General features: G+C 45.5%; 13 protein-coding genes and 2 pseudogenes. 5 read left to right on the forward strand and 10 right to left on the reverse strand.

The features are described 5' to 3' along the window. Nucleotides 1-279 precede the first annotated feature (279 nt). From H5336_RS02315 to H5336_RS02330, 4 genes are all read right to left on the reverse strand, one after another. The gene (locus H5336_RS02315; protein WP_185231042.1) at nucleotides 280-1,458 is read right to left on the reverse strand and encodes a GDSL-type esterase/lipase family protein; all 1,179 of its coding nucleotides are present in this window, start codon (nucleotides 1,456-1,458) and stop codon (nucleotides 280-282) included. Then, a complete protein-coding gene (locus H5336_RS02320; RefSeq protein WP_185231044.1) occupies nucleotides 1,455-2,552 on the reverse strand; it encodes a 6-phosphofructokinase in 1,098 nt (365 codons plus the stop codon). Before H5336_RS02320 ends, H5336_RS02315 begins: the two co-directional genes overlap by 4 nt. A gap of 505 nt (nucleotides 2,553-3,057) precedes the next feature. After that, nucleotides 3,058-5,913: an MSEP-CTERM sorting domain-containing protein gene (locus tag H5336_RS02325; protein ID WP_185231050.1), complete on the reverse strand. Its 2,856-nt coding sequence runs from the start codon at nucleotides 5,911-5,913 to the stop codon at nucleotides 3,058-3,060. After that, complete coding sequence (locus tag H5336_RS02330) at nucleotides 5,900-6,424, reverse strand: archaeosortase/exosortase family protein (RefSeq protein ID WP_185231052.1); 525 nt, start codon at nucleotides 6,422-6,424, stop codon at nucleotides 5,900-5,902. Before H5336_RS02330 ends, H5336_RS02325 begins: the two co-directional genes overlap by 14 nt. A 513-nt stretch (nucleotides 6,425-6,937) precedes the next feature. Between H5336_RS02330 and H5336_RS02335 the strand changes: the two genes are divergently transcribed. The 3 genes from H5336_RS02335 (at nucleotide 6,938) to H5336_RS02345 (ending at nucleotide 9,054) form a co-directional block, all read left to right on the forward strand. Beyond that, nucleotides 6,938-8,074 (forward strand): hypothetical protein, encoded by a 1,137-nt coding sequence (locus tag H5336_RS02335; RefSeq protein WP_185231054.1) that lies wholly within the window; start codon nucleotides 6,938-6,940, stop codon nucleotides 8,072-8,074. A gap of 236 nt (nucleotides 8,075-8,310) precedes the next feature. Next, nucleotides 8,311-8,640, forward strand: a complete 330-nt coding sequence (locus H5336_RS02340; RefSeq protein ID WP_246439002.1) for a winged helix-turn-helix domain-containing protein — start codon at nucleotides 8,311-8,313, stop codon at nucleotides 8,638-8,640. Nucleotides 8,641-8,667: 27 nt separating this feature from the next. Continuing rightward, nucleotides 8,668-9,054 carry a GlcG/HbpS family heme-binding protein gene (locus H5336_RS02345; protein ID WP_185231056.1) on the forward strand — a complete coding sequence of 129 codons (387 nt, stop codon included), beginning with the start codon at nucleotides 8,668-8,670 and terminating at the stop codon, nucleotides 9,052-9,054. Nucleotides 9,055-9,297: 243 nt separating this feature from the next. On the opposite strand, the gene H5336_RS02350 is transcribed toward H5336_RS02345, so the two are convergent. The 3 genes and pseudogenes from H5336_RS02350 to H5336_RS02360 form a co-directional block, all read right to left on the reverse strand. Then, complete coding sequence (locus tag H5336_RS02350; RefSeq protein WP_185231058.1) at nucleotides 9,298-12,579, reverse strand: glycoside hydrolase family 9 protein; 3,282 nt, start codon at nucleotides 12,577-12,579, stop codon at nucleotides 9,298-9,300. 488 nt (nucleotides 12,580-13,067) lie between these two features. Beyond that, nucleotides 13,068-13,844 (reverse strand): CPBP family intramembrane glutamic endopeptidase, encoded by a 777-nt coding sequence (locus H5336_RS02355; RefSeq protein WP_185231060.1) that lies wholly within the window; start codon nucleotides 13,842-13,844, stop codon nucleotides 13,068-13,070. Nucleotides 13,845-13,887: 43 nt separating this feature from the next. Next, a pseudogene (locus tag H5336_RS02360) lies at nucleotides 13,888-14,229 on the reverse strand (integrase core domain-containing protein); the annotation flags it as partial. A gap of 99 nt (nucleotides 14,230-14,328) precedes the next feature. On the opposite strand from H5336_RS02360, the pseudogene H5336_RS02365 reads away from it, so the two are divergent. Beyond that, nucleotides 14,329-15,285: pseudogene (locus H5336_RS02365) on the forward strand (transposase). Nucleotides 15,286-15,823: 538 nt separating this feature from the next. Here the strand turns inward: H5336_RS02365 and H5336_RS02370 are convergent. From H5336_RS02370 to H5336_RS02380, 3 genes are all read right to left on the reverse strand, one after another. Then, entirely contained in the window at nucleotides 15,824-17,683 is a 1,860-nt protein-coding gene (locus tag H5336_RS02370; RefSeq protein WP_185231062.1) for a carbohydrate-binding protein, read from the reverse strand. A 1,134-nt stretch (nucleotides 17,684-18,817) separates the two neighbouring features. Further along, entirely contained in the window at nucleotides 18,818-21,856 is a 3,039-nt protein-coding gene (locus H5336_RS02375) for a glycosyl hydrolase 115 family protein (RefSeq protein ID WP_185231064.1), read from the reverse strand. A 226-nt stretch (nucleotides 21,857-22,082) separates the two neighbouring features. Next, complete coding sequence (locus H5336_RS02380) at nucleotides 22,083-22,922, reverse strand: transposase (RefSeq protein ID WP_185231066.1); 840 nt, start codon at nucleotides 22,920-22,922, stop codon at nucleotides 22,083-22,085. 1,109 nt (nucleotides 22,923-24,031) lie between these two features. Here H5336_RS02380 and H5336_RS02385 point away from each other — a divergent pair. Further along, nucleotides 24,032-24,619 (forward strand): helix-turn-helix domain-containing protein, encoded by a 588-nt coding sequence (locus tag H5336_RS02385; RefSeq protein WP_185231068.1) that lies wholly within the window; start codon nucleotides 24,032-24,034, stop codon nucleotides 24,617-24,619. The last annotated feature ends 89 nt before the right edge of the window (nucleotides 24,620-24,708 follow it).

Genomic DNA, 24,708 nt, shown 5'->3' on the forward strand with positions numbered 1-24,708 from the left:
TCCGTTTATAGACCTACTTGTACTCGATTTTGCTCGCACCCGGTGTACAGCGTGCTGTATTTGGACGCAACATTAACACTTGGAATGGACATTCGCATCAAGCTGGAAACATTCACTTTCCCCAGCTGCCTATTCAAGCCCGGGAATTCGTTTTAGTATGGCAGATACCCATTTTTTTCGGAAATTTTTTTTTAGATGCTGTGGATACTATTACTCTCAAACCGAGAAAACTAAGGCGATGAGACGGCCCCGTTAGCCAAAAACCGTCCATCACAATGGCTACCTTAAATACTCATCTAAACCTATCTGCTGGCGAGCAATTTCTTTTACAATCATCTGCGCAAAAATTTCTGCACCCTGCTCGTTTGAATGTGTCTTATCCGTTTTCACAAAGTATTTTTGCGCATCTTCTTGACCAAGCGTCTCAGCCCAACCGTGGGTTAAGCTCATTAAATCGATAAAGGGGATTTGCTCAAGTTTAGCCAAATGGATTAAAACATCTTTTACAACCAAATCCCCGTATATGTGTTGCTTGTATAATGCATCGCCATTGTTGCGAACCATAGGGCTCACAAGTACCGGAGAAGCGCCTTTGGCTTTAATGCCTTGGAGCATAGCTAATACGCGGCTGCGGTAGACTACAGCGGGTGTTTTTTTGTCATTGTGTCCTAACTGTATAAGTACCCAATCACCCGATTTTAGCTGTTTAGATAGCGGCGCCCATAAAGCACCTCCGCCTACACGAAACGCCGCTGTACCTTCCCCAGAATCGGCATAATTGGCAACAGAAATGTCGGCATTAAAATAAGCAGGCAGTAATTGCCCCCAACCACTAAAACGCTCGCTAGCAGGCCTATCCCATTGCGGGTCTTGATCACAAACAGTGGAATCACCCGCAATAAAAAGCACTCTAGGGCTTTCCACTTTCTCAACGTAAATAGCCTTTACAGCCGACAGGTTTTTAGGGATATGTAAATTTAAACCCGCAAAGCCATCCGCGGCAGATTCCTGCAAAGGCTGCCCTTCACGTTCGCGTACATTAACGGAAAATTGAGTACAATGTTTAGTGCTCATATTCACGGCGCTATCAAACATTAAACGGCGAGACTCCGAATAAATTTTGGGGAGAGTGCTGGCCGCATTATCAAATTCTATTACCACGCTGTAGTGGCCCGGCTCGCCACCAAATAAGCAAATACCGGTTGTTACATCGCAGGCCGAAATGAGATTCGCTGCTTTTATACCCGTGCAGCTTGCATCATGTTTTGGTGCACCTTGGGCACACGCGCCCAAAATTGCCACCACAACCATTATTAGAATCGGTTTCATCATCTTTACTTTGTTGTTTTCTATGGTGAACAATCGTTCACTTTTGTATTTGTGGTGATTATTACCCAATATCGCGAAACTATAGCCTTCGTCGCTATAGCTGGCGCTTATTTTGCCGCTTTTGCTCAATCGCCAAAAGAGATACCAACCCCTCGCGCTGCCTGCACCAAATATGAATCCGTGTTCACATAATTGTAATCGCGGGTTGCTTCATCCAGAGACACCGTCACAATATCATTATTTTTGTATGCGACCATTCGGCCAAACTCCTTTGCCAAAACCATCTCGAAAGCCTTTACACCATACTGAGTCGCCAAAACCCTATCAAATGCCGTAGGCGAACCGCCTCGCTGTAAATGTCCCAACACTGTTACCCGAGAGTCTGCGGTGCAACCATTGTCTTGCAGCTGCCTAGCCAAGAGATTACCAACACCGCCCAACCTTACGTTTTCATAACCCACTTCCGTCGATTCCTGGGCAGACACTTGCCCACCAACGGCCGCTGCACCTTCGGCAATAACAATATTGACAAAACCACGTCCGTCGCAGTAACGGCTATTGACTCGCTCAACCACTTTGTCAATATCATAAGGAATTTCTGGAATAAGGCAGACCTCTGCGCCGCCCGCAATCGCCGAATGCAAAGCTATCCAACCGGCACTGCGGCCCATCACTTCAAGGATCATTGCACGGTGATGGCTCTCGGCGGTGGTGACCAGCTTGTCAACGGCGTTACTCGCCTCTTGAACGGCCGTCTGAAACCCAAAGGTGTAATCTGTAGCTGAAAGATCGTTATCGATTGTTTTGGGAACACCCACAACGTTCAAACCCTTTTCGAACAATTGCTGAGAAATTTTCTGCGAACCATCACCGCCGATACTGATAACCGCTTCAAAGCCTAATTCAGCCAATCGGCTTAGTAGAAAATCTGAACGGTCTTCACTGGCCCAGCTACCATCCGCTTGTATTACCGGCCAATTGAAAGGCCCGCCTTTTGTTGTGGTGCGAAGTATTGTTCCACCTTTGGCATGAATACCCGCCGTGACAGACGTTCCACTCAACTTAATTATTTCCACTTTGTCACTAAGCACACCATTGTATGCTTCTAGGCTACCCCAAACCTCCCACTCTTTCGTTAGTGATGCCCGCTTTACAACACCCCGAATAACCGCATTCAAACCTGGACAATCACCGCCACCGGTGAGCACTAATAACTTTTTCATGTATTGTTTAATCCTTATAAATTAAGGGCCGCCCCTGAGAAAACCTATTACCGCTCGGCTTTGGCTTCCTGCGTCACTCTGCGTCCTGTAGGCCTGTAGTTATCGCTATATACGCCGCGCTTGTTTCTGTGGTCTGGATACGTCAACGGGTACAGATGACGAATAGCGCCGCCAGTGCGTTGAACACCGCATTTTATGCCTAGGGGAGGTATTCTGTATAGATGTGTATGGCTATACGATATTGAGTATTCACCACCACGTAGTGTTACATGCCTATAAAGCTGAAGCTCAGCGTTTGTGTGACCTAGAAATAGGCTAACGCTGGCATAAGCTTTACAAGAGCACCCTCTTAACTCAGAAGTCTTTAAAAGGTAAGACGCTCGACGCGGCTCAGTGGTTAGCTGTTAAGGAAAAACTAGATGAATGGCGGCTGGAGCTGGCCAATATCAGCCGTTGGATACGGGCCTTAAACGAACCCATAGCCCGAATGGCATACTATGTACTTTCAAAACTTTTCGGCACTACTGGCAAAAAAACGTCTACTCTTTCGCTCTTTCCAATATACAAAAATTAGGAGTATCAAAGCCATTAGCCACCACGCAGGCTCAGAAGCCTGTTTTTCCTCAAACTCTAGCCCACTATGGTTTGACAGTGACTGCTTCTCTTTTCGCTCCAACATTTTCCATTGCGAATCACTTTCCACCACAATTAATGCTGTTGATGGTAATAGAACCGACAGGTCACGGCTTACACTCAACAGCTTTAGCCTATTTTGTTCGAGGCTTGCAGGGTTAAGTGCAGATTGCTTGGCACTTTTCCAAGCCTCTGCCGCCTTGCGCCATGCCGCACTGCTAGCCGACTGAATATAGTCATCAAATGCCACGAAACGCTTCTCTGCCAGAGAATATACGGCCAAACTCTCTGAACTTTCGACATTCAATACAGCTTGCCGACTTACTGAAGCCACTTGCACTGTTTCACCACGTTTAAATACTGCGACTGGCCCCCCACCTATACCCTCAAAAACCGGCTTCGGTACTAACGTATTATTCTGGAATAGGTACCACTGCTCCATATCCGGAATTAGCCAATGCCACTCCTTAAGGCTAATATCCACATCCCCGGCAAAATGATCCCCGGCCAATACAACAAATATTGGCGTTTGTTCGACGTAGACCGCTTCTTGAACGTTACTCGCACGAAGTATTTCACTCGCCAGTGCCCTTTTTATCCAAAAACCACCGCGTTCAGCTAGCTGAATAGCCTCAATTTCCTTAACAATTTCTGTCTCGCTTTGTACATCGATAATTCTAATTTCTTCAATGTCAGCACTACCTACGTTAGCGGCCGTTATCGCTAGCTTTTCTACACCCAAGGTTTTACTTATCTGTATGATTTTGGGCAAATAGTCATTCGCTACGTGTTTCGAATCAAGAGAATAGTCGAGAATAAAATGAAGGTAGGGCTTTCGCTCAAACGCGTAACGCCTAACCCTCTCCGCTTTCAGTATCAGACCATTGGATACCATAAGCTGCGGCTTATTTGAGGTTGGGTTCAGGTTAATCACATTGCCGCCAATATCAATTGTGGCATCAGCCAACGGGTTGTATTCGAATTTAAGCTCCACTTCTCTAATACCTTCTGCCGGGAAGGGATAAACCCGCAACTCAAGTTCATTGAGGCTTCTGTAAATTAGCAATGCAGGGTCACGTCGCACCTCCGTGATTTTTTCAAATACCCAGAGTGCAGTTTTTCGATCAAAAATCCTCGCAGCCACCCATTCGTCTTCAATTTTTAGTTTCATTCCTGTGGCAAATACACCCTCAGGAAGGTGGAGCTTCCCTACATACAGCGAGTGAGTATCATTCGCGTAGTTGCGTAATTTTACCCGAACCGTCGATGCTCCCGGCCTAGAAAGCTCGTGATCGATTGATGCAATTTCGACCTCCTTCTTTGGTGGCACCGCAACTCCCCACGAAGAGCGGCTACGAGGCGAACCGAAAAAATCCAATTCGGTTTTCGGCAACTCCGCGTTGGTAAGCCAACGGTACATACGTTCAATTTTTGCATCTGGCAGAACCATATCGCCAAAAACGAAATGGTTGTATACACCGGCAATATAAGGCAACTGTTTTGCGGCCTTACGATCACGCAGCTGCATTAAAGCGCTCACTGCACGTTCAATTTCAGAATCCGTCAAGCTCACAGATTCCATATCATTGGCATAAAAATACGCCAAGGCTCGGTCAAGCCCTGCCTTGTCCTGATAGATTTGAGACGTGAAGTACACAGGAATTATCAGAAACCCCATTAAGGCGATCGCTCTAGCGCGGGCTGGCCCAGAAACGCTGCACACCAGCGCGTAATCGTTATAGGTGATTCTCCCCTGAAAAAGGCCAAGCGCTAACGGAGTCAGCATAAGAAAACCCGCTCCCATGGCAATAATTGCAAATAACGATAGAGGCAAAAAAGGTAAAAAAACCAAGAAAAAATAAGCTATAAAAGGGAGCGTTAAAAACCTTAAAAATAGGCGGATTGACGCAAAACCCTCAGCACCCGGCTTCCACATTAAAATCAACCCATTCAAAACCGCTAGCGCATATATGACAGTGCTTTGAAAATCTACAGGAAATGGAATTATTTTGTTTAAATAGAGGCCTCCCAGTGGCGCAGCCAGCCCTAGAATTAACGCCAACACATAATGTTTTTCAGTAAAACGAAGCGATTTATCTTTGAAGATAAAATTATCGAATAAACGTATTACAACAGCCAAGAATAGTGTTACTAATGCCGTTGAAAAAACAATCATCACGACTTCTGTGAAGCTACCTAGCATTAACGGCTGAAGAACAGACACTAACAAATACCATAAAACAGGTATACCAATAAGACCCACCACAACCGCGAATAGTGAAGTTTCTGAACTTACCTTGTTAAAAATAGCTTTCGTTAGAGCATACAGTGAGCAAAACGCTCCCGGCATCATTAATGTGAAATTCCAACGGCCAACATTCCCTTCATTCACAACCCACGGTTGAATAGCGCTGGGGATGATGTCGTGCAGATTCAGAGTGAACGCCCACATATAGGCGACGTGCGCCATAAACGAGGCCATATAGAACGTCCAATCGAACCGAATGTATCGCAAACGATAGGCCAAATAAACCGCCACCTCAGCGAGAATAAAAAGTACTTGAAAACACCCCAGCCAACTAGCAACAAACGTTTCTTCTGCCCCAGCTTCACCTTGAATAAGTAGCCAGCTACGCACATTCAAAATAAGTAGTAGAGAGTGCGGTACCAATAGAGCCCACAACAAACAATGTATTGCTGGCCGTTGATTTGAGTTAGTATGCTGCATTGCTTGCACGCCCGTTGAGGTGATCTAGAATATAAACCACAAGAATAAAAGTGACCAGAAACGCTGCCACTCCACACGCAATGTGAACATATTCCGCGTAAATCGAAATTGCAGAACCTTTAATCAACTGATGCGCATAGATTGACGAAATAACCCTAATGGTGTTGGCCATTAGTGATAGAGGGTAAACCAATAACAGCCACCACCACCGATACCCCTTCACAACGCTGTAAGTCATATAGGCAAACAGCATACTGAAGAAGGTGGTGCCACTGCACGACTCTCCGAGTATATAAACCGTTTTGCTATCACCACCAAAAAGCCACTCACCCATCGAGTATTCGCCTCCCGAAAGAAACGCGTTCACAAAAACACCTGAAGGGTAAATGAAGGCAAGCTTGGCATCGGGAATAAACTTAAAAAACAGCCTGAACCCAAGGTAAACCGCCAGTAAACCTGACAATAACGCATATACAGGTATACGCCTGTTTTGGTTATACCAAAGGTTCATTATCACTCCCTAAGTTAGTTGTCATGAAAACTGATGTAAACGATGCTTTAGCACTGAACACCACAGAAGCGGTGATAAGGCTATTCAGCTTCTTATTACGACCAAACCCGAAGGCACTCTTCGAATCGGCTTTTCTCCCACAAAAAATATTGCTCCAAACCAAAATCGTATGGTAATACAGAGCTCTCGTACGTGGTTCGCGAGAGAAAATTGAATCCTAACGATTACACACCTCATCCCCTGACTGGCGTAACAATCAAATATCATTCCTGCTCAAAATGGGCGAGTAATCGACTCGTACTTTTTATAAAGCGAATTCAACATTGCCATTAGCGCTGGCATACAACTGCCCATAACCTATTAACGCCATTTAAAGCTCAATTCTGGATCGGTTTACTCCATTCAGCAATAGTTCATCTTTATAGGGCGATTATACGGCAAATTTATATTCAGTCGGTTGTTTGGATTACACTTATTAATTCAACACAGAAACTCAAAGGAGAGTCTTTCATAATGGATTATGTAAAATATCGGTTTTGTGCGTTTTTAAAAAATAGCTTGCTGTTTACTGTGCTCCTCATGGGGCTGATGACTGGTTGTGGTGGTAATAGTTCGAGTAGCGGTAACCTTCCACGCCAGACAGCATTACCTCCAAGCAGTTCTAGTTCTAGTTCCGTTCCTACCGAGTCCTCCTCCAGCAGCTCTGATATTTCATCGCAAAGCTCTAGCTCGTCTTCAGCTAGTGAGAGCTCTTCGAGTCGTATAAGCTCTTCAATAAGCAGTAGTTCGGTATCCAGCAGCTCTACTCCCCCCGAAACCACCTTTAATTCCACCTACTGTAATGATTTCACGGTCGCACTTACCGAGACAGAGGGCAACATTTATACATTTAAAGCGCCCGCAAATGGCTGCTTCGGAGTCTTGAACGATGACGCTCAAAAGAAAACACTGCCTTTAATATTGGATGGGGAGGAAGACCCCTACCTTCAAATTAACAATAAGATAAAGCTCTATAACAGCACTACCGAGGTTAACACTCGGCGCGTACTGGCTTCGTTCGAGGTCACTAATACGGCACCCTTTCCAATTTGCTTTATAGACCCTGTTGTAGATATTGGCATAAGCCTATATAACGCTGAAGATGAAGAAATTGCACTGTTATCCAATTCATACTACTTGAATGGCGTGCTCTATCCATTAAACAGCTCCATTGTAGCCGCAACCAACACCTGCTTAATGCCGGGCCAAACATTAACTTACCTTGAAGAAAACGATGGATTGCCTGTAGAAGTTATAAATGCTGCCGCCTACGCAACAACAGGTAGATTGGCGGGTAAAAAAACAGAGAGAGATCCTTTACCAAACATTGCCGTTACTGAATTGTCGGTGCAGCACCCGAATGTAACCGCAAGTTTTGTTAACAACACCGGCAGTGCAATAGATTTTAAACTCGACTTTTCTCACATCAGGTTTTATGACGAAGACGGCTACGTTGTTCACGATACATTTTTAGACATTGCCACACAGCACCGCTATACCATTGAAAGTGGTGATAGCTTTGTGTTAAGCGGCGAATCTCTAATTCATCGAATATGGCCGATAACCGCGAATAAGGCCGTTATTTATTTGAATTGGAGTCCTAAAGAATAAATAGCCAAGGTAACATTAGTTGAGCCTATACATAGCTCTTCCAATACGGTAGAGCCGCCTTCAAGGATAAACAATATTGTTTTATTTCACTTTGCCTAATATCAATCTCGAAATGAGCCAAGCCTAAAATTCGTGGGCAGGTTTAATTGGCCCCCCCTATTTACCTCTAGACATACCTACAAAGTAGGTATGTAAACCTATATTGTAGGTTTTATCACCTTGATAGTAGGTTATTCATGATTGAAGCAATCCTTGGCTCTACCAGCGCAGAACGGGTGTTGATGTTTATCACCGCCCGTGAGTCGGGGTATGCAGCCGAAATTGCAAAAGCTTTCTCAACCGATCTAAGCCCAATTCAAAAGCAACTGGATCGACTGGAACGGGACGGCTTGCTCATTAACGAGAAAATAGGCAGAACGCGGCTGTATAAGTACAACCCGCGCTACCCTTTCGTGCCTGAACTAAAGGTGCTTATTGAAAAAGCTCTGACGATGGCTCCCGAAGCCCTACAAGAAACACTGCTCTATGATCGACGACGGCCACGCAAAAAAGACAAGCCACTATGAAAAATCTAAAATGTAGGTATTGACTTGATGCAAGCAGAAAATGCGATAAAGTTTGCTAAAAAAGAAGCAAACAAACTAAACACCAAAATGAATATCGCAGTTGTCGATGCTGGAGCAAATCTGGTTGCGTTTAGCCGAATGGATGGTTCTTTTATTGGCAGCATTGATATTGCAATAAAAAAAGCAAAGACAGCACGGCTATTCGATATGCCTATTGATGATCTTGGTGCAAACACTCAACCGAGAAGAGCCCTATACAACATTAAGCATTCAATTAACGGCCTCATTACCTTTGCTGGAGGCCTACCCATTTATAATGGCGCAGGTGATGTAATTGGCGCCATAGGGGTAAGCGGTGATACGGTTGAGAACGACAAGCTTGTTGCGCAAGCTGGCGTTGATGCTGTTAAATAAGCTTATTTAGATTACAAGCGTAATAGAGAAAAAACGCTCTCACATCGAAAGCGTGACGTTTATCACCATGCTGGCCATGGTTTAATTAATCACAACCTGTATTAGCTTTCTTTTTTTATTTTCCTGATCAACAGCACAAATAAAAAACCCCGGTTAACCGCGTTTGTTCCCGACAAACTTGCGGAATACACCCCATCCCTGGGGCTAACAAACCGGGGCTTCACAAAACAAACAAGTTATAAATTAACGAGCATGTGTATTTCCGGTAAAGCGCAGATTATCCACCAAAAGCGGCGCTGAGCAATTACTGGTATTGAGTGCGACACTTATAAGGCCCTCGTGCTCTTCAGCGAGTGCTGCCTTTATAGAGGCAGGCAACGCTACCTTGGCAGTGAACCATGAGCCCAGCGAATCATCTGTTAGCGGTACCATGTCAATCCACTGATTGTGAATGCCTGCGCTGGGCAGCGTTATGTGGAAACTAATATTTCCGAGCCAATGCGGGTTATCTTGTGCGTCTGGCAACATTACGTCTATCGCCAGACTGTCTCCTAGTACTTCAAACTCTGTGGTACTGAATTGCGGCGTATCCAGATAGGTGTAGCCGCAGCCATCAACTTCAAGGGCATTGTCTCCACGAGTGCCGCCTTCAACAACACTGATCTCCCCTGCACCATGTTTGCTCCAACTGCGGGTATCGTCTTCGAAGCTGGAAAAGTGCTGGTTACGGATAGCACAGCGGGATTGGGCAGCAGCTTTCAGGCTGGCATCGCTCCACTGGTCCATATAGGCAGCGGTCCAGGCCAAAGGTGCATTCCAGTTAATAGTGACTTCGTTTGTGGAGTAGGATTCCCAGTGATCGATGTAGCACTTAAGCGGGTCACAGCCTTGCAACGCGCTTTGGGCAATAGGGTCTTGCAGAAGGCTGTTGGGGCCGCCCGCTATCACTCCAGCAGGCACTGGAGGGAAGTCGCTATTCACGACGTTTGCCCAGAAGCGGTGGTGAGGCTCTTTCATGTCGTTCTCACCGTAACCACTCACATACGAAACACCCAAAGGATTGTTACCCAGCAGGTAGTGCATGTTGGTGTGCATGGTTTCCAGGTAGCGCTCGTCACAACTGAAGTCGTGAGCCAAACCCAGCATAATCATATCGTTGGTTACATTGGAGTTTGAGCCCCAGTACATGCCGCCGGTCCACATGGGCAAACCGTAAGCTTGAAATTCCGTGTGCCCTACATAAAGTTCCGCAACACTGATCACCGCATTTCGCGCCTGAGCGACCCAGCTTTCGTCTGCGTTGTATTGCGGCCCAACGGTCGCCAAAGAGAGTAAACCAAGCGCCTGTGTGGTACCCCAGCCCATCGCAGCCTGACCATACTGTACATCTTCAAGGCTCAGGTGATGAACAGAAGCTTGCATGTCTTGTGCGTAAGCCTGCTTTCCCGTGCTCAGGTAGAGCTCACTGGCAGCCCAGTAAAACTCGTCCGACGCGTTGTTATCGCCGTAGGTACCGCCACCGTTGCCGTTACTGGTCGCCGGGATAAAATCATTGGCCTTGGCCGCTGCGTATGCAACTTCTGCAGCTTGCAAGCAGCCATTTGCAAAGTTTGCATCCAGCGCTTTATAAACGCGATAACACTGGGCAGTTACTGCAGCAAAGTTCAGTGTTGCTGTTGTTGAAGGTGGGTGTACGTAGCGGCTTACATCATCTTCGTGCGGTGCCGTAGGCAAGCCTGTCCAGTACTCACTGTGCATTTTGTGGTGCACCATACCAGCCAAGGGATAATCCGCAGGTATCTGCATGGTAAGGAACCATTCAATTTCCCAGCGAGCTTCGTCCAGAATGTCTGGCGTACCGTTACCATTTTCTTCCGCTGGCAAGGTCATAGCACCGTCGGCAAATTCCCCGGCATCGCTACCCAATACTTGAGCACGCTCGTACTGGTTTAACAGTGTCCATACGGAAATACCGCCGTTCACTACGTATTTACCATGGTCACCGGCATCGTACCAACCACCGCTGGAATCCAAAGTACGGCAAGCAGGGTCGCTTGAGTCTGTTTGACACTCGATGGTTTGTACGGCGCTATCACTAACATGGCCAGCAGGACGTGCCCAAATATCGCCAACCACATCAGCCAAAATCGGCGTATTTGCGCGATTATGATAGAAGTAAGAAAGCGCATCGTATTTGAGCGTTGCGTACAGATCGTCACGAATAGCAAAAGGCTGGCTGGTATAACGGTTATCGCCTTCTGTTACCACAAGGGTGTAATTGTCTGCTTCTGTTTGAATGTGGCCGAAATTAATACCGTGAACATGATCACCGGAACCCTCATCGAGGCCACGATAAATTGTTTCTCCACTGGCCACTGACGTTTCACCACTAAACAAGCTCCAGGCTCTTGGGCTGGTCACATCCCCATATTCTTCAAGGGCAACATAAACAGCATATTTATCAAAGGCAGTGAGGTAACCGTGAGCGTTTACATAAACCGCTGGCTCAACAGGCTCTTCAATTTCAGAATTGGAGGGCGCGAGCAGCTCAATATTATCGAAGCAAATAGTGGTACCGGCTTCTACATGGCCATTGCCAAGTAAGAATCGGAATATGCCGTTCTCTGTAACACCGCCGCCATTCACAAAATCAACAGACAATTTTTGTGGCTCCGCATCCAATGGCGCGTCGATTGCGACGTCCTGCCCGAAGTGCCAAACAAAACCCGCAGACTCATCAACACCGGCCACTTGAATATTGACAGGAGCGCTAGACCAAGCATCGGCTCTAAATAAATATTCGCCGTTTTCGACATAATCCAAGCCATTAACACGAACCTGCAAACTCCAGGATTCTGCGCCGGGGTCGTCAACCAAAACGCAGCCACGCCCTTCATCCAAAAACGGCGTTGCAGCCCCACCAAACTCACCGAGAGCCCAGGGTTCAAAACCACTATCAAAGGTGCCGTTTTCGATCAGGTTAATGTCAGCTGAAGGTGCGTCTACAACAATATCGTCAAAACATACGGTTTCACCAACAGGCACATTACCGCCGCCCAGTAAAAAGCGGAAATGACCGGAATCGCTGTCTGCACCAGCATTAAAAGACACCGTAATCACTTGCCCATCGCCACCCAGCGGTGAGTCTATAGTAATGTCGCCACCGAAAATCCACACAAAACCGGCACTTTCGTCTGTAGCGCTCATTTGCATAGTAACGGGCACGCTGGACCAGGCACGCAAACTCACTTGGTAGTTTTCACCAGACACAAAGGCCAGCTGACTTTGACGCAACTGCGCGCCCCAGTCGGCAGTACCCAACGCAGTTACCGTGGTACAAAAACGGCCACGTTCATCAACTGCTGAATCGCCCGCACCACCGGCCCACCAACCGGGCGCATCCCAGGGAAAGTACCCTTCGTCGAAGGTGCCGTTTTCTATAATATTTGCAGCGTGAATATTCGTTGTAGCCAGCGAGCATAAAAGCAAGACCAGCCAATAAACCACGTATTTTTTAAGATTCATTATTGTTCTCCGCACATGATTCGGTAATAAATTATTTTGATGTTTAGGAATATTATTTTTATAGTTTTTTATACAGAAATGCCTTTGAGGCAGAAGCAGTATAAACACGCTGCCGCAATGATAAAAAGCATTGTTACAGGAATTAAAGAGTTAACCCGTCACATAATGTCAATCATGCGTGAAAAAATACGTCAACAAGGAGAAGTACGTGCCAATTAGATATACGACAATCTCAACAAATTGGCGGTGCAAGTGCTACCGTGTGGCGGGAACTACGTAGGCTGGATGCCGAAACTATAGACGCCTTGCTGCTCACGCAACTAATACAAGGGCCTAAAACGGCGAGTGGGGTCACTTTACCCAATTCATAGGGGCACAATATGCCGCCGAAATGAGCAACCCGTGCGGCCTATCTCGTTTGAGTACAGCACGAAAAAGCAATAAGAGTTAATAATAGCATGGCTGTAGAACATTTCATTGTAACGGGTTTATTGTGCCTTTTTAGCCAGTTCCTTATTTCTATTTCCAAACACGAGTAAGCCTAGCCCCAATAGCAACCATATGCTAACGGTTATGTAATTACCATTATCAGGTAAATTTAGCCCAATTGACGATGTAGCATTATGGAATGCATGAAAAAGAACACAAATAAAAATGCTATTTGTTTTACGGAATAACCAAGCCAACACTAACCCTAAACCAATAGTTTGCAGTACAAATGCAAGAAAATCAGATTGATAATGACTCATGCCATTTATATAAAAAAGTGGTAAATGCCACATGGCCCATACAGCACTAACAATTAAAGCAGATGTTTTAAAGTTTATTTTTTTCGATAGTTCTGGTAGTAGAATACCTCGCCATCCTAATTCTTCTAAGCCTCCCAGCGGAATCATAATTAATGTTAGGGGAATTAATGCCATAAATTGAGGTGATAACTCTGCCCAAATAGGGGTGTTGTAAATGTCATACAACCATATTGCAATGTATTTAATCCCTAAAACTACAAATATGCTGAATATGTAAAAACCAATATGGGTGCGGAATTGTAAAACCGATTTGTTAAATGCTTTTGTCTGTTTATCGGTAAACCTAATTGCTACATATGCTGCTATAGTTGGAGCAATGCCACCCAAGCAGAATATTACCACATGCAAAATGTTGTTAAATATTGGAGAATTATCGAGTTTTATTATTGATAATGTCCACCAACACAGCCATGTAATCGAAAATGTAATTAATAAGAATAGTCGTGTTTTTTTCATATGTGGTACTATCGCCGTTTTTCAAGCTAGTTGTCGCATCAACTTAAATTACTTTATCTAACTTCGCTTTGTTATCGTCAGGGTTTAACCACACCGGCCCGCCCCTGCTCCAGTCCCGCGTACTGCCACTCCAGCGCATCGGGTCTCGTTGCTTCGCTTTCTCGTAAACCGCTATTCGATTTTCTAATACCGCCTCATCTTTCCCTGTGTGGCGCTGAAGCGGCGTTACAAATTTAATTCCGCTGTGGCGGTGCTCATGGTTGTACCACGATACAAATTTCAGCACCCATTCACGAGCCTGCTTTATATCTTCAAAGCCCTTGTAAGGGTAATCAGGGCGGTACTTGCACGTGCGGAATATCGATTCAGCATAGGCGTTGTCGTCATACGGTCACATCGGTCACATAGACACCCACACTAACACTTGCCCACCATCCACATGCACTATACATTAATACATACCAAAGCGATCAAGGGCCGATCTATGCCCACCCCTCGCAAACACCAAATATCCCTCGATGCAACACCCTACTACCATTGTACATCCCGCTGTGTGCGGCGCGCCTTCCTGTGTGGGCTAGATCCCTTTAGTGGTAAAGATTACGAACACCGACGCCAATGGGTGGAAGATCGTATTGTGTTTTTGGGGGAGGTATTTTGCATTGATGTCTGCGCCTACGCCGTTATGAGCAACCATCACCACCTTGTGCTGCATATCAATATGCCGGAAGCCCTGAGCCTGACTGACCTGGAGGTGTGTGAACGCTGGCACAAACTTTACAAGGGCACTCTTCTCACTCAGCGGTTTTTGAAAGGAGAACTGCTGGATGAAGCCCAATGGCAGGCGGTTACTGCGAAACTGGAACACTGGCGCCTTGAGCGGGCCAATATCAGCCGCTTTTACCCAAAGGGCACGCTGATATCCTGCTTAAACGAGCCTATTGCAAGAATGGCCAATACCGAAGGGCAATGCACCGGGCGTTTCTGGGAAAGCCGCTTTAAATCACAGGCCTTGTTAGATGAAAAAGCCCTAGCGGCTTGCATGGCGTATGTGGGTTTAAACCCTGTACGAGCCAAAATGGCGCGCACACCTGAAGATTCTGAACATACCCGAAACACTTGAATTAGCTGAGTTTGTGGGCAACCCCAGAGAACCCATGCCGCAAGGTTTGCCCTTTCACTTAAAGGACTATATCGAACTTTTGGATCTTACCGGCAGGGCAATTCGGGAAAACAAGCGGGGTTATATTGACGACCAGCTCCCCCCCCCATTCTCGACCGACTTAATATCAGCGCCCATGTATGGCTGGTGCTCACCACACAGTTTGAATCCAAATTCAAAAGCCTGGTGGGCTGTAAAGCCAAACTGCTGCATGCCGCCAGCGTTTTGGGCCTAAAACGCAGGCCGGCTTACGGTAATTGCGAAGCGCTTTTGCATTAATTTTCACCGCAAAATTCTTTTCTCATCAGGCCTTCCGTAAGAGCGGAATTCCGCTCGTGTAAAATCTTTAATATTACCCCTCTTTGAGTGTTTTCCGACTTGACAGCTAAGCACCGCTGATTTTCGCCAGCCCTTGGGGGAAATTACAGGAATTTTTTATAACTCATTTTTAAGGTGACTGTCTCTTTTTCTCGTTTTTTCTCTTTGATCTTTTTTTCTCTTTCCGCATGAAGCAGTTTGGCTTTGCAGCCAACCAGGCATTTGAATGTAGCCTCGGATTGAGTGCTTGGTACCAGCCATTCGCGAGAACTTATATGGAATTCACCCAGAATGAAAGGTAGTTGATTATCAATATAGCCGTGCTTGTTTTCCCGAATAGCGCGATCGGTGAGATCGACGAGCTCAATATCGTCCTTTAAACAAAAGGGTAGACATGACCCCCACGTTTTTCTTTGAATGTTGGGTCGACTCGCCCAGCATTCTTTTAAACACCATGGGTGGAGCACTAGTCACGCACCCATGGCCAACTCCTTAACGCTTACTGTGGTCCGGCACATTCCATCACGATATTCGGAACTTCCTCAGCTGCATCAAGATGGTAGCTGTAAGGGGCATCGGTGAACGGCTGCACCTCAAAATCCTGGCCTTCTTGATAGGAATTACCGCCTAGCCCTACGTCTCTAGAGCCACTGGTATTGTCATAAATATTACCCCTGGCGGTAATATGCGACCAAACGCGGTACATGTGTTGATGAGGAGTATTCACATCTTTGAAGTAGTTGTTTTCAATTAAATCAGCCGCGTACGAACCCACGCCTATACAGTAGCTATTACCTGGAGAATTAAAGAAGTTATTGTATTGATGGCCGTGACCATACATAACACGTGGCATACGCTGATCAACTAAATCGCCCCACCAGTTATGGTGGTAGGTGGTGTTCATTTTGCCCCAGTCGTTAGGCTGGCTTCCGCCGCCGGAACTGTTAAGGCTGGCAAGTCGATGACCATTATTGCTATCAGTGTAATAAAATTTTGTCCATGACACGGTTAAGAAATCAGATGCATTAGTGAAATCCAACAAGCCATCGCCAGCATCCAATAATGCGACATGGTCAACCCAAAGATTACGCGTATTTCGTGCTGCGATTGTATCAGCAGGGCTATTGCCTTCACCTTTACCCTCAATTGTTAAGTTTTGGATAATGATGTTGTCCTTGCCGTTCATATTAAACCCGCCTTTTACTCTGGCGTTTTTATTTGCACCACGAATAGTTGTATTACTACCAACCTCGATCGATGAGCCTCCTGCATCAATGGTACCGTTAACGATTATCACGCGCGCAGAGTTGCTATTTGCCTGGTTTCTAAGGTCGCTTGCGTTATTCACTGTCATCGGGGAAGCATTTCCGCCACCAGTAGTACCATTACCCAGAGTAGCGAATCCTTCCATTGCCGTTGGGCAGCTACCAACGCTACTGCTGCTAGAGGAAGAACTGCTGGAACTAGAAGAACTGCTGGAACTAGAAGAACTGCTACTGCTGCTTGATGAAGAACTACTTGTATTAGGAGCATCGCAGTCTGCTGCACTAACGCCACTGCCTACAATGGTAAGCGAGTCGATATTCGCTAAGCCGTTATTAACCTCGGCTATCAACGCTATATCGTTGATGCCAGCATTTAAAAATACGCTTAAACTGCCTGCCGTCCACGAAGCCCACGAACCGGTGGATGGAAAATCAACCACGCTCTCTGCAAGGCTGCCATTGACTGTCACGCTAGCAGAACGAGCAGCGCTACTGCCATTGGCAAAACGCCAATCAAGGGCATAGAAACCACTGTTTTGAACTTGAACTTTCCAGCTAATTTGTTTGCCTATTGAATTATCGGTGTTTGCAAAACCGCTGCCGGTAAATCCGCTATGGTTGTTGTCGATAGATCCATCAACGGTACAAAACCCTGCGGAATTTTCTTGAAGGACTGTGTCAAATCCACCGCCCGAACTTGACGAGCTACTGCTCGAGGAGTTCGAAGAACTGCTACTTGAAGAGCTCGAAGAACTGCTACTTGAAGAGCTCGAAGAACTGCTACTTGAAGAGCTCGAAGAGTCGTCTGCGTAGGCGCATTCTTTTACTACACCATATATAGGATCGCCAAAGGCTGAGTTGTTGCACTTAATGCTGTCCGTAGCTGTTTGATAATTGTATTGCCCGTTTGCGCCGTAACGAACTTCGCGGGTACCGGAAAAATTGCAAGTTTGGCCTTCTGTGGCACAAAAAGCATAATTTGATGCCGTTTGGGAAAGAGCGCTAACTGGCGTTCCCAATAATAAGAGCGTTGATGTGAAGTACGTCAGCTTTTTAAGCGAGGTATATGATTTTCGTTTAGCTACTTTGTTCATTTTATTTCCTCTTTAGTAAAAATAATGCCAATTGAAAAATACATCGTCGTTATATTGATTATTCTACTCGCATGCATTTCTGCTCTTGTCGTGCTCGGTCGGTAGCTTCAAATTTTTATATCGTACTTTTGTTTCAATGGTCCTAAATACCAAAGCAAAAGTGAAGCATCGAAAAATATGAGTTTTTTGGTTATATAGAGGAAGTGGCTAGAGGGCGTTTGCGCGAACACTGCCAACGTTTTTGCAGGTGGTAATCCTAATGCACTAGTGTCTAGCAGGCTTAATCTAGCAGTAACTCTCAAGTAGGAAAGCCTGCTTGCTTAACTTACAACTATATATGGTATGAGTTTCATATGCGGCATGACAAATATTATTCTTGCTGCTGTGATGCATCTTAAACCTAGAGTATGTTTATTAAAACGGGTAAGCAATTATATTTTTTCAATACAACTTAAATAGCTAGCAAAAATGATTTTGCAGGGAAATCGTAAGGCACGATTATGTTCTTGCTGGCGCCTTAAGTTACAAACTGAAAATACATTTACAAATTAACCGCAATATAAAGAGATAGAAAGTCCCATACTCATTAGGATTTGGAAATTGTGTAAAGGCGCGGGTTGGCAGTTCAAGCTCTGGCATTTCAGCCGATGACAATGGGTTACAAATCGTTAGGATTAGCGGCGGATAGGCGTGGAATAGTTGTCCTATATTCTGTATGCGTAATCAGCATTGTGGAACCTGTTGCATATGTTTGCTTTGCAATGAATTGTGTTGGGGGCTAGTGGTATTTACTTGCGGGGTAAGCAGGGGCGAGGGGGAAAAGAAAAGCGCGATAGCAAGCGCCGCCGGTTAGAATACATCTCTAAGTTGGTTCAACACCAGTGTGAGTTTCAGTGGTTGCTCAACAACCATCTCAGAAAATGCTTAGATTGACGAGCACCCTGCCAAGTTCACTGAAACGCGTTTGATGCTCTTGCTGATTAAACAGGCACTTGGTCAGCGGTTCCGTTATAACACTACCAGTCTATGCAGCTGTTGGTGTATACGCTGAAGCCCGTCTGTGATGTTAAAATCTAAGGCTTCAAAAAATTCAATAAAATCGTGGTTTGTAGTGTTGCGTCCCTGCACTACCGATTATTTTAAAACGATATTGAAATTATCCAGTACAACGCCGGCATCTACCATCCAGATTTTTAGGGTTTGTAATCCTGGTTCAGCAACTGTGTGAGTAGATGTACCAATCGACGCCGCTCGCAAGGTATTCAACTTCCAAGTCTTGGAATACTCAATAGCGTTAATATCAATAACTTGTGGGGTATCGCCATTTAACGAAATGGCGTAACGTAAGCCGCGGTGCGCAGAAGTCAGCCGATGGGTGGGCAGGCACTGGGTTGCTATTTCTACCCCTCCGGTATTAAACATATGGAATTGATAGGTTAATGAAGGGCTTTGTTGCAATAGCTTGTCAGGTGCAATACTTTGGCTGGTGACGGGTTGAATGGTCATACCATGTCGAGATGCAGTCGCCGAGTCTGCCTTGCGCCAACCTGTATTGCCCTTGTCTTCAAGACGGAGAAAATCTTCAGCTTCAATCGAAACCCGCCCGTTGTTTTCCACGGCCTTCGGCAGGCTGGCAGGTGTTAAGCCTTCCGGGTTAAAGACTGTTAAATCAATTGTACGCTGATAACCCGTAGCGTTAAAAACTATGCTGGCCGGTACGGCAGTGCCTTTGGGGGCTACACGCCAATCGACACTGACTATCAAGCGTGTGTCGCTGCTGCCAGCCATCTGGCTTATGTTAACCCAGGGCCTATTGGCACTGGCTGTCCAGGGGAGTGGTTTTTGGCCTTGGTTAAACACGTCAATAAAATAGCGAGAGTCGGCTGGTCGATTGAAGGTGGGCAGTGTGCCGGGTTGGTCGCTAACTAAAGGCACTGCTGCGCCTTCAGGTACAACCCCTAGTGCGGCTTCGGCGCTTGGGGTAAAGCTACCGGTTTTTGGCATTATCCAAGCGTTTTGAGTTTCGCGAGCCCAACTCTGGAGCTGTTCTGTGGGCATGGGGCTTAACATATGATTCCATTTGCCATCCGCATTTTGTTCGTTGTAGTAGCGGGTTTCTTTCAGTAGCGCCTGCTGCGCGTTATTTGCTGCTTTGGCTAACTCATTAGTAGCGGTGCGATTTTGAGACGCCCATAACCGGCTGCGTTCGGCGAGTAATACGCGTTGATTGGCGTAGTTAGAAGCACGTACGGGGTAAAGCACCATTGCATAAAACGCTGCTTTATCTGCATCGGAAAGCGATGCATAAATCACGCTGGCTTTATGTGCTAGCGCTGTAAAATGGTCGAGCCGTTTCTGTGCTTCATCCCCTTTGCTCGTTAAACTGAAACCACTTTTTTCGCGGTTCAAGTGCTCCGGGCGTCTATTAATATTCAAGTGAAAAAGCTCACCCAAAATATCCGCTACGGTATTGGCTTGGATTTTGTTGATCGATGTAAAGTGTTTTGCCGCCCACTGGCTTAGGTATTGTTGTTGGTCGAAATTACGGAACGCTTCTGGGTTGCGGGCCAATCGAAGAAAAAAGTCTGTGCCGATTTCGTGGGGTTTAATATCGCCAATATTAATTAACCAGTACTTGCTTGCACTAAAATCCCAGGCTTTTATCATTTCCGACAAGGTCATACCCGGTGGCGTGGTGTACAGCCACAAGTAACTGCTGGGCAGCCCCCAATAAGATGCATGATAGTAAACACCTGAGCCACCCGAGCGTTGATTCTCCTCTGGCGTTGACAGCTGTCGAATATAACCGTGGTTATCATCGGGCCAAACAATGGTGATATCTTCTGGCAATTGTAAGCCAGACTGATATTGCACTAGGGTCTCTTTATAGGGAATAAATATCTGCGGTATATCAGCCGGGTTGGCGTGAACATGCTCGGCAATCATTTTTCGCTGGTCTGGAATAATGTCGTTTTGAATTTTTGCTGCTTTTTCTTCGTCGGTAATGCCTTTGGGGGCGAACATGCCCGCATCGGCACGTCCGCGCATGCCGATGGTATAGATGTTTTCGTAGCTCGCGGTTTCAATAACCCGTTGCTCCCAGAACGTATAAATATTATCGCGGTTGCTCCAGTAGCTGTAGTCGCCCAGTTTTTCGGGTTTGTATTCGTGGCTGTTACGCATCATGGGTTCGTGATGGGAGGTGCTGATAATAACCGCATAGTTATCGGCAACCACTTTGTTCTGCGGATGCAGGTAAAACGGTGTCGATTCACGAGGGTACTCGTGCATGGCTGGCCATATAGTATTGGCGTGAAGCCTTAACATTAATTCAAAAACCGTTGCGTAGGTTTTAGGGCCTATATTGCCAAATTCCGGTTCAAAGGTTTTTGCCGCCCAGGGTTGAAAACCCCAGTCTTCATCGTTAATAAAAATGCCGCGATATTTAACGGCAGGTGAATGCTGGGTGTAGCTACCACTCACATATAATGCAGGTTTTTTGGCCGTGGCAACATCACCCCAAAAGTACCAGGGCGATACCCCAATGGCTTCGGATAAAGCAAACACGCCATAGGCGGTTCCGCGGCGGTCGCTGCCCGCGATAACCAATGCTTGTTCAACACCGGGCAGAGGGGTGTTGATAACCGCAGCTGTGTAAGCCTCCCATTTTCCATTAATGGCAGACGTATTAAGTTTTCGATTAGCAATTAACGTATCGATTAGCGGGCTTTGGCCAATAGTGCCAACTATGATGGCGGTGTTATCAGTAATTGCCGCTGTCGATATCAAGGGTTGAACACCCGTTATACGCTTAATATCGTCACTCAGCGCCGTTGCGGCAATGGCAACAACCGCAGCATCGTCTTCACTGTAGTAGATAGTTGTGCTGCTATTCTTATCTGCAATTTTAAAACTCGCTTCCGATGCGATTGTTGTAACCGCCATAAAAGGCGTAGCAAAATAGTCGTGCGGGGTGGGTGCAGATGGTGTCATGCCATCGTAGGGCTGCCATCGGCTAGCAGTGCTGTATTCAGACTCTACCGCTTGTTTGTTCGAAGATAAGCAAGCACTTAAAAAACTGCAGAGCAGAATAAAAAGAATAGATTTTAACTGAATTGGCTTAATAGTACAGGCCAAAACACGGAAGAAAATTCTGCGTTTTATAACGAGCATAATTGGTGTTCTCTACAATCTTAATTTACATGACAAGCGAATACTTTTTATTGCGCATACTGATTTTGACTGTTATATATGATGTGGTTTTTATATGGCGCGTAGAGTCTGTTAAAATATTTCACGATAACGCATGGTAACACACGTCGATTTAACGTTGGTTGGCAAAGGAAATACACCACACACGGGGTCAGGCCTTACATTTGACATCTCACATCTACCCCGCCTACATTCCCTCCCACGCTTTCACCGCTCTGCTCACCGTGGCATAACTCACACCATAAGCCTCGCCAACTTTAGCCAAACTATAGTGGCCACTCAGGTAAGCTTTTGCCATGCCTTCGGCCGGTGGGTACTGCTTTACATAATGAATCAAGGGTTTTACCGGCGCCAGTTTTTGCGGCTTGGGAATATCGTCTAACGATTGCTCGTCCGTCATTTGACATTGGGCGTGCTCAATGAATTCATCCGAGCCCAGATACACTTGGTTCCTTAACTTTTCCCACGGCGATGGCTGGTTTCTGCCCGCCTTTACAAAGGCTTTGTAGCCCTCTATCGCACGCTTACGTTGCTTGCCAAAATTTCCCAGCAGCCAATCTTTAGTGAGCGCTTCCGTTGGTTCCCCCAAACCCGCTGTTGCCCGGTAACTGCTCCAGCGCCAGTCCTTTGCGCTGCGAACCATTCGAGCACGCACAGGATTCAGTACAATATAACGACACAACTCCAGCAGGTAGGAGTCTTTCTCCACCAAAATCGCTTTGTATCGCCCTTGGAACACATGCCCTACCCGACGATGTGCACGATTGAATTGCTGTGTATAAGTGCCGTTCAGGTACTTCATACCTTTAGACAAAGTGGGAGCTTCGGTTTCGATGAGAAGGTGATAATGGTTGTCCATCAAGCAATAAGCATGGCAAAGCCATTGATGGCGCTCACAGCTGTTTTTTAACAGCTTAAGAAAAGCTTCCCGGTCTTCTTCGGTAATGTAAATATCGCCTTGAGCATTACCCCGTGCAGTAACATGGTATAGCGCACCGGCATATTCTATTCGTAGTGGCCTGGCCATTTAGCCCCCTCCCTTTGGACTTTTAGCAAGCATAGCTACCAGGAGGAAAATGTCAAATGTAAGGCCTGACCCCTTATTTTCTTAGGCCTGACCCCTTATTTTCTTTTTCGATTTTACATAGGACTGAGCTAATTTAGCTGGTATTAACTTCGCAATATGTCCGTACCTAGCCGCATACGTTGCCCAGTGGTGGGCACCACCGCAAGTTTCAAATACAACTTGACACGCTGGTGAGTTCGCCAAGATCTACACCTAACGTTTTGATAGTCATTATGATTCACCTTCGTTATTTTTCTCACCTACATCCTAGGTTAGGATGGAAGGCGAGTCATCTCATTAAGCCTTTTCATTCGTACTAACCCCACCCATTCGTAGCAATAAGCGTGGACATATTTTGGTAAGCGAGCACCCAGTTTTAATGCGTCTAGATATCAATTAAGCAAGCTAGTTCAAGTTAAAACGCAGTTTGAACGCTGCATCCAAATGCAATTGTTAGTGAAGTGGCAATGCGTGAACGGGCGTAAAATATCAATCAACAAGGTATTCACGGAATTTATCAATCGAAGAATCTTATTCCATCGCCTGAATATCGTGTAAATAATACCGTGCGAGACAAAATTATCGCATTTAAAACAGTGCGAGAAGGGTAGATCGTTTTGAAGACAACCCAGGGCCAAGGTAAACCAATAAGTGGCGTTAAAAGAGTTATAAAGTCTCCTCAGTCATCAACTAGACATATTTTGGATATGGAAATCAAATAGAATTCCGGTATTTTATGGTAAAATTTTTACCCCCCCAAATTGTCATCACAAACAGGCCCCGATGTTACGAGGCTAATTTTTTTGAAAAACCACCTATATTACGGCAGCAGATTAACAAGCTTAACAAGCTTAACAAGCTCGAGTTTAATATTAGATACACTGCCTATCGATATTTTATTTTTATCCGAAGAAAACAAAGGTGGCAGACATGAATAATTTTGAAGTTTATATAATAAGTGACAAAAAAAAGCGCATGAAATTTCATTTGCACTGTCAGATCGTGCTGAAGTAATCCACGTAGATTTTTGCAATGAAATAATTTGCAAAAATAAATCAAGTGTAGTTTTAGTGGACTTGGAAACAGCCAAATATATTCCCAACCTCCCCAATATCGCATTACCCTCTCAACATGTAAAAATCGCTATTGCGTCTCGATCCAACTGCCTCAAAACAATTTTTTCTTTAGGTTTTAGTGATTATGTTACTTATCCGATAGTACTGGATGAAATTAGGTGTCGAATAGCTATATGGATGTTTATAGGAAATGATTATAAAAAAATAGTTCCGGGTGGTCATTATGAATCAAACAAAAATGAAAATAATAGAATGGTAGAGGAGGCATGCCATCTCATGCACAAGAATCCGGAGAGGCGTTTTAATCTGAATGGATTGGCAAAGTCAGTTGGCACCAATCGCAGCAAATTGACTTACGCTTTTATAGATGTGACAGGAGCCCCTCCTTTTAAATGGCTTAGACAGCATAGGCTTGCGCTAGCCAGGAAGATGCTCGTCACGTCAGATAAAGATATTCAGAGTATATCTGATTGTGTTGGCTATAAATACATTGCCAATTTTTCATCTGCATTCAAAAAGGAATACCTACTATCGCCCGCCAAATACAGAAAAAATTACGCAAAAGAAAATAACAGTTACTAGATCATAAACAATAATAACTATGATTTGCTAAATTCATTTCACACGATAATTAATCGTGACATAAACATCCCTTAAACGAGACTAAAAAG

The organism is Teredinibacter franksiae (assembly GCF_014218805.1).
Classification (GTDB): Bacteria; Pseudomonadota; Gammaproteobacteria; order Pseudomonadales; family Cellvibrionaceae; genus Teredinibacter; species Teredinibacter franksiae.

Coding starts and splice junctions, on each gene's coding strand:
- H5336_RS02330 (WP_185231052.1), bottom strand. CDS start 6,424: ATGAACCTTTGGTATAACCAAAACAGGCGTATACCTGTATATGCGTTA.
- H5336_RS02345 (WP_185231056.1), top strand. CDS start 8,668: ATGCAAGCAGAAAATGCGATAAAGTTTGCTAAAAAAGAAGCAAACAAA.
- H5336_RS02370 (WP_185231062.1), bottom strand. CDS start 17,683: ATGAACAAAGTAGCTAAACGAAAATCATATACCTCGCTTAAAAAGCTG.
- H5336_RS02325 (WP_185231050.1), bottom strand. CDS start 5,913: ATGCAGCATACTAACTCAAATCAACGGCCAGCAATACATTGTTTGTTG.
- H5336_RS02375 (WP_185231064.1), bottom strand. CDS start 21,856: ATGCTCGTTATAAAACGCAGAATTTTCTTCCGTGTTTTGGCCTGTACT.
- H5336_RS02320 (WP_185231044.1), bottom strand. CDS start 2,552: ATGAAAAAGTTATTAGTGCTCACCGGTGGCGGTGATTGTCCAGGTTTG.
- H5336_RS02355 (WP_185231060.1), bottom strand. CDS start 13,844: ATGAAAAAAACACGACTATTCTTATTAATTACATTTTCGATTACATGG.
- H5336_RS02335 (WP_185231054.1), top strand. CDS start 6,938: ATGGATTATGTAAAATATCGGTTTTGTGCGTTTTTAAAAAATAGCTTG.
- H5336_RS02340 (WP_246439002.1), top strand. CDS start 8,311: ATGATTGAAGCAATCCTTGGCTCTACCAGCGCAGAACGGGTGTTGATG.
- H5336_RS02350 (WP_185231058.1), bottom strand. CDS start 12,579: ATGAATCTTAAAAAATACGTGGTTTATTGGCTGGTCTTGCTTTTATGC.
- H5336_RS02380 (WP_185231066.1), bottom strand. CDS start 22,922: ATGGCCAGGCCACTACGAATAGAATATGCCGGTGCGCTATACCATGTT.